Source organism: Rhodoplanes roseus (assembly GCF_003258865.1).
Classification (GTDB): Bacteria; Pseudomonadota; Alphaproteobacteria; order Rhizobiales; family Xanthobacteraceae; genus Rhodoplanes; species Rhodoplanes roseus.
Genome location: NZ_NPEX01000389.1, coordinates 1 through 4,354 on the forward strand (window position 1 = coordinate 1; position 4,354 = coordinate 4,354).

The window sequence follows — 4,354 nt, forward strand, 5'->3', positions numbered from 1 at the left end:
CGCGCGCGGCGGCGGCGGCCGGTCCGTGCCGGGCGGCGCCACCGTGATCCTGTCCGCCGCGACACCGTAATCCGCGGCGACCAGCCGCGCGGTCGCTTCGCTGGTCACCACGACGGCGCGGGCACCGGCGAGCGCGACGCGCTCGGTCTCGCGCAGTCGCACCGCCTCGTCGGGCAAGAGCCCGCTCTCCAGCGCCAGCGGATGATGAACCAGCGCGATCACGGGCACACGACGGCACACCGTCGCGGCGAGCTCGGGCAGCACGCCGTAGGCGAGGCCGTCGATCACGGTCGGCGTTCCGGCGGGAACCTGCTGCAGCATATCGAGCGCGGCGGCGCGTCCGGCGGCGTCGGGGCGCGGAAAGCCGGCCCCGAGATCCAGCACGTCGACGCTGCGGCCGCGCCGGCGCAGCTCGTGAACGACCCGCTTGTCGTAGGCGTAGCCGCCGGTCGGCGTGTCGAGATCACCCGGCACGGCGAACACGATGCGGCGCGCCGTGCTCACCACAGCGGCGCCTCGTACCAGGCGCGCGCCACATGCGATTCCGAGATGGTGACGCGAATGGCGGCGAGCGCCCGCCCGTCGCGGCCGAGCGCGCCGGCGCGCGCCGCCTCGGCGAGACGGTCGAACACGTGACGGGTCAGGACCTCGGTCGTGGTGTTGCGGCCGGCGAACTCTTCGACGTCGTCGAGATTCTTGTAGTTCAACGGCGCCAGCACCTCCTTCAGGGCGGTGTCGGCGCGGCCGATGTCGACCACGATGCCGTTGTCGTCCAGCGTCTCGGCCAGAAACGCGGCGTCGATCACGAAGGTCGCCCCGTGCAACGCCTGCGCCGGGCCGAACACGGCCCCGCGGAACGAGTGGGCGATCATGATGTGATGGCGGACTTCGACGGCATACACGGGGGCGGCCTCCTGGTTCGCAAGGCGCAGGATAGCCGAAGATCGGGATGGATGCTGCCGGGCGCTCCGCCGCACGGCCGACCGGGCGAGGGGAACCGAAAAAGCCCCTTCCGCGACGCCGCCCGGCTCCCTATCCTCTGTCCATGACCAAGCTTCTGGACCAGGCCGTCGAGATCGCCCGCGCACTTCCGCCGGAGACACAAGACGAGATCGCACGCCTCGTGCTCCACATGGCGACCGACCAGGGTCAGCCGGAGGAGATCGACCCGGCGCATCTTTCCGACGTGCTGAACAGTCTCGCGCGGGCCGAACGTCGCGAATTCGCCACCGATGCCGAGGTGGAGGCTGCCTTCCGCCGTTTCGAGGGATGAAGCTCCGCTACACGCGCGAGGCCGTCGCCGACCTGATCGGCATCGCCGACGACATTCGCGCGCACAATCCCGCCGCCGCGCTTCGGGTGCGCGCCGCCATCCTCGACAGCATCGGCAAGCTGGTCCTGTTTCCGCGGGTCGGACGGCGGCAGACGGTGGAGGGCGTGCGGAAGATCGTCACGCGACGATATCCCTACCTCGTCTATTACACGGTCGACGAGGCCGCCGGCGAAACCGTGATCCTCGGCATCAAGCATCCGGCACGACGGCGCGAGCATCAGGACGTCTGACCGTCCCGATGTCACTCTTGCCGTGAGCTGCGCTTCACCTCTCCCCAGCGGCGCGAGATCCGGGTGAGGGGGTGCCGAGGCCTCCAGCGGCTCCGTAAACCCTCACCCCCACGCGCTCCGCGCGTCGACCCTCTTGTCGCGCCGAGAGGCGCGACCCACAGGGGGAGGGTAAGAGCCCTAAATCCCCGTCTTCTTCCGCCGCTGGCCGAGGGTGCGCAGGCGGAGCGCGTTGAGCTTGATGAAGCCCTGGGCGTCGTGCTGGTCGTAGGCGACGGCGCCTTCCTCGAAGGTGACGAGCTCCTGGTCGTAGAGCGAGTAGGGGCTCTCGCGGCCGATCACGGTGACGTTGCCCTTGTAGAGCTTCAGCCGGACGCGGCCGGTGACGAACTCCTGGCTCTTGTCGATCGCGGCCTGCAGCATCTCGCGCTCCGGCGCGAACCAGAAGCCGTTGTAGACGAGCTCGGCGTATTTCGGCATCAGCTCGTCCTTGAGATGGGCGGCGCCGCGGTCGAGCGTGATCGATTCGATGCCGCGGTGGGCGGCGAGCAGGATGGTGCCGCCGGGCGTCTCGTACATGCCGCGCGACTTCATCCCGACATAGCGGTTCTCGACCAGATCGAGCCGGCCGATGCCGTTGATGCGGCCGAGGTCGTTGAGCTTGGCCAGCAGCGCGGCAGGCGACAGCTTGACGCCGTCCACCGCGGTGGCGTCGCCGCGCTCGAAATCGACCGTGATGACGGTCGCCTTGTCGGGCGCGGTTTCCGGGCTGACGGTGCGGCTGAAGACGTAGTCCGGCACGTCCTGCGACGGATCCTCCAGCACCTTGCCCTCGGACGAGGTGTGCAGCAGGTTGGCGTCGGTCGAGAACGGCGCGTCGCCGCGCTTGTCCTTGGCGATCGGAATCTGGTGCTTCTCGGCGAACTCGATCAGCTTGGTGCGCGACGTCAGATCCCACTCGCGCCACGGCGCGATCACCTTCACGTCGGGCTTCAGCGCGTAATAGGCGAGCTCGAAGCGGACCTGGTCGTTGCCCTTGCCGGTGGCGCCGTGGCAGACCGCGTCGGCCCCGACCTTCTCGGCGATCTCGATCTGCTTCTTGCCGATCAGCGGGCGGGCGATCGAGGTGCCGAGCAGGTACTGGCCCTCGTAGACCGCATTGGCGCGGAACATCGGGAACACGTAGTCGCGCACGAACTCTTCGCGCAGATCCTCGATGAAGATGTTCTCGGGCTTGATGCCGAGGAGGAGCGCCTTCTGGCGGGCCGGCTCCAGCTCCTCGCCCTGGCCGAGATCGGCCGTGAAGGTGACGACCTCGCAGCCATAGGTCGTCTGCAGCCATTTCAGGATGATCGAGGTGTCGAGACCGCCCGAATAGGCCAGCACCACCTTCTTCACGTCGCTCTTCGCCATGCTGTCTCGGCCGGCCGGCCGCTCCTTCGTCGCCTCGGCCACGGCGGTCCCGGGCCCTTGTCGGCACATGAAAATTCGCGCCGGACTATAGGCAGACGGCGCGCCCGCGCAAGCCGAGGCGGCGCCCGGCAGGGATGCCGGGCGGGGTCGCAGGTCCGGGCGATGGGCTGCAAGGCATTCGGGAGAAGGGGCTAAGGCGCCCGTAACGCGGGAGGTTTTCGGGCGCGGAGGCGCCGGCGACCCGTGGGACCGTCCCCGATCTGCTATTCTGGCCGGACTTCGAACCGGGGACGCCGAAGACATGCCGGACCGCGACCTGCTCATCGGCCGACTGCCGAAATGCGAGCTGCACATCCATATCGAGGGCTCGCTCGAGCCCGAGATGGTCTTTGCGTTGGCGCAGCGGAACAACATCCGGCTGCCGTGGGACTCGGTCGAGGCGCTGCGGCGCGCCTATGCGTTCGGCTCGCTGCAGGACTTTCTCGACGTCTACTACGTCGGCATGTCCGTGCTGGTCACCGAGCAGGACTTCTACGACCTCGCCTTCGCCTATCTGAGGCGGGCGCATGCCGACAATGTCGTTCATGTGGAGATGTTCTTCGATCCGCAGGGCCACACCAGCCGCGGCATCGCCTTCGACACGGTGGTGAACGGGCTCTCGCGGGCGTGTGCCGAGGCGCGTGAGGCGCTCGGAATCCGGGCGAGCCTGATCATGTGCTTTTTGCGTCATCTGGACGAGGACGACGCGCAGCGCACCCTCGACGCGGCGCTGGCGCATCGCGACCGGATCGTCGGGGTCGGGCTCGATTCCTCGGAACACGGGAATCCACCGGAAAAGTTCGCAAGAGTGTTCGGGCGCGCCCGCGACGCCGGCTTCCAGCTCTTCGCCCATGCCGGCGAGGAGGGGCCGCCCGCCTATGTCTGGCAGGCGCTCGACGTGCTCGGCGTCGCCCGGATCGACCACGGCGTCCGCGCCATGGAGGACGACGCGCTGGTCGCCCGGCTCGCCCGCGACCGGGTGCCGCTGACGGTGTGCCCGCTGTCCAACGTCCGCCTGCGCGTCGTGCCCGACCTCGCCCATCATCCGCTGCGGCACATGCTGCAGAAGGACCTCGCCGTCACGGTGAACTCCGACGACCCGGCCTATTTCGGCGGCTATGTGAACGACAACTTCTCCGCCGTCGCCCGGGCGCTCGACCTCTCGCCGGCCGAGATCGTCGCGCTGGCCCGCACCAGCTTCTCGGCCGCCATGATGAGCGAGGAGGAGCGCACCCGCGCGCTCGCCGGCTTCGATGCGGCGGTGAGGGAGGCGGAGGGAGGCTGAGAGAGGGAAAGCGCTGCGATGTTGTTCGTTCACCTCCCCCTGGAGGGGGGAGGTCGG

Annotated in this window: 6 protein-coding genes; 3 read left to right on the plus strand and 3 right to left on the minus strand. The window is 68.9% G+C overall.

Annotated elements, in window-relative coordinates:
• Positions 1-504, minus strand: a 504-nt coding sequence (locus CH341_RS28725) for a glycosyltransferase (protein WP_146604662.1), incomplete at its 3' end; no start/stop codon positions are given.
• The gene (locus CH341_RS28730) at positions 501-902 is read right to left on the minus strand and encodes a 6-pyruvoyl trahydropterin synthase family protein (RefSeq protein WP_111422599.1); all 402 of its coding nucleotides are present in this window, start codon (positions 900-902) and stop codon (positions 501-503) included. The genes CH341_RS28725 and CH341_RS28730, both read right to left, overlap by 4 nt.
• A gap of 143 nt (positions 903-1,045) precedes the next feature.
• Between CH341_RS28730 and CH341_RS28735 the strand changes: the two genes are divergently transcribed.
• A complete protein-coding gene (locus CH341_RS28735; protein ID WP_111422601.1) occupies positions 1,046-1,273 on the plus strand; it encodes a hypothetical protein in 228 nt (75 codons plus the stop codon).
• On the plus strand, positions 1,270-1,563 hold the full coding sequence (locus CH341_RS28740; protein ID WP_111422604.1) for a type II toxin-antitoxin system RelE/ParE family toxin: 294 nt from the start codon (positions 1,270-1,272) through the stop codon (positions 1,561-1,563). Before CH341_RS28735 ends, CH341_RS28740 begins: the two co-directional genes overlap by 4 nt.
• Before the next feature lie 177 nt (positions 1,564-1,740).
• Here the strand turns inward: CH341_RS28740 and CH341_RS28745 are convergent, their stop codons facing one another.
• A complete protein-coding gene (locus CH341_RS28745) occupies positions 1,741-2,973 on the minus strand; it encodes an argininosuccinate synthase (RefSeq protein ID WP_111422610.1) in 1,233 nt (410 codons plus the stop codon).
• A gap of 301 nt (positions 2,974-3,274) precedes the next feature.
• Between CH341_RS28745 and CH341_RS28750 the strand changes: the two genes are divergently transcribed.
• Positions 3,275-4,297: an adenosine deaminase gene (locus CH341_RS28750; RefSeq protein WP_111422607.1), complete on the plus strand. Its 1,023-nt coding sequence runs from the start codon at positions 3,275-3,277 to the stop codon at positions 4,295-4,297.
• Positions 4,298-4,354 lie beyond the last annotated feature (57 nt).

Excerpts from the sequence above, each read along its gene's own strand:
- CH341_RS28735 (WP_111422601.1), top strand. The coding sequence starts at position 1,046 with ATGACCAAGCTTCTGGACCAGGCCGTCGAGATCGCCCGCGCACTTCCG.
- CH341_RS28740 (WP_111422604.1), top strand. The coding sequence starts at position 1,270 with ATGAAGCTCCGCTACACGCGCGAGGCCGTCGCCGACCTGATCGGCATC.
- CH341_RS28745 (WP_111422610.1), bottom strand. The coding sequence starts at position 2,973 with ATGGCGAAGAGCGACGTGAAGAAGGTGGTGCTGGCCTATTCGGGCGGT.
- CH341_RS28750 (WP_111422607.1), top strand. The coding sequence starts at position 3,275 with ATGCCGGACCGCGACCTGCTCATCGGCCGACTGCCGAAATGCGAGCTG.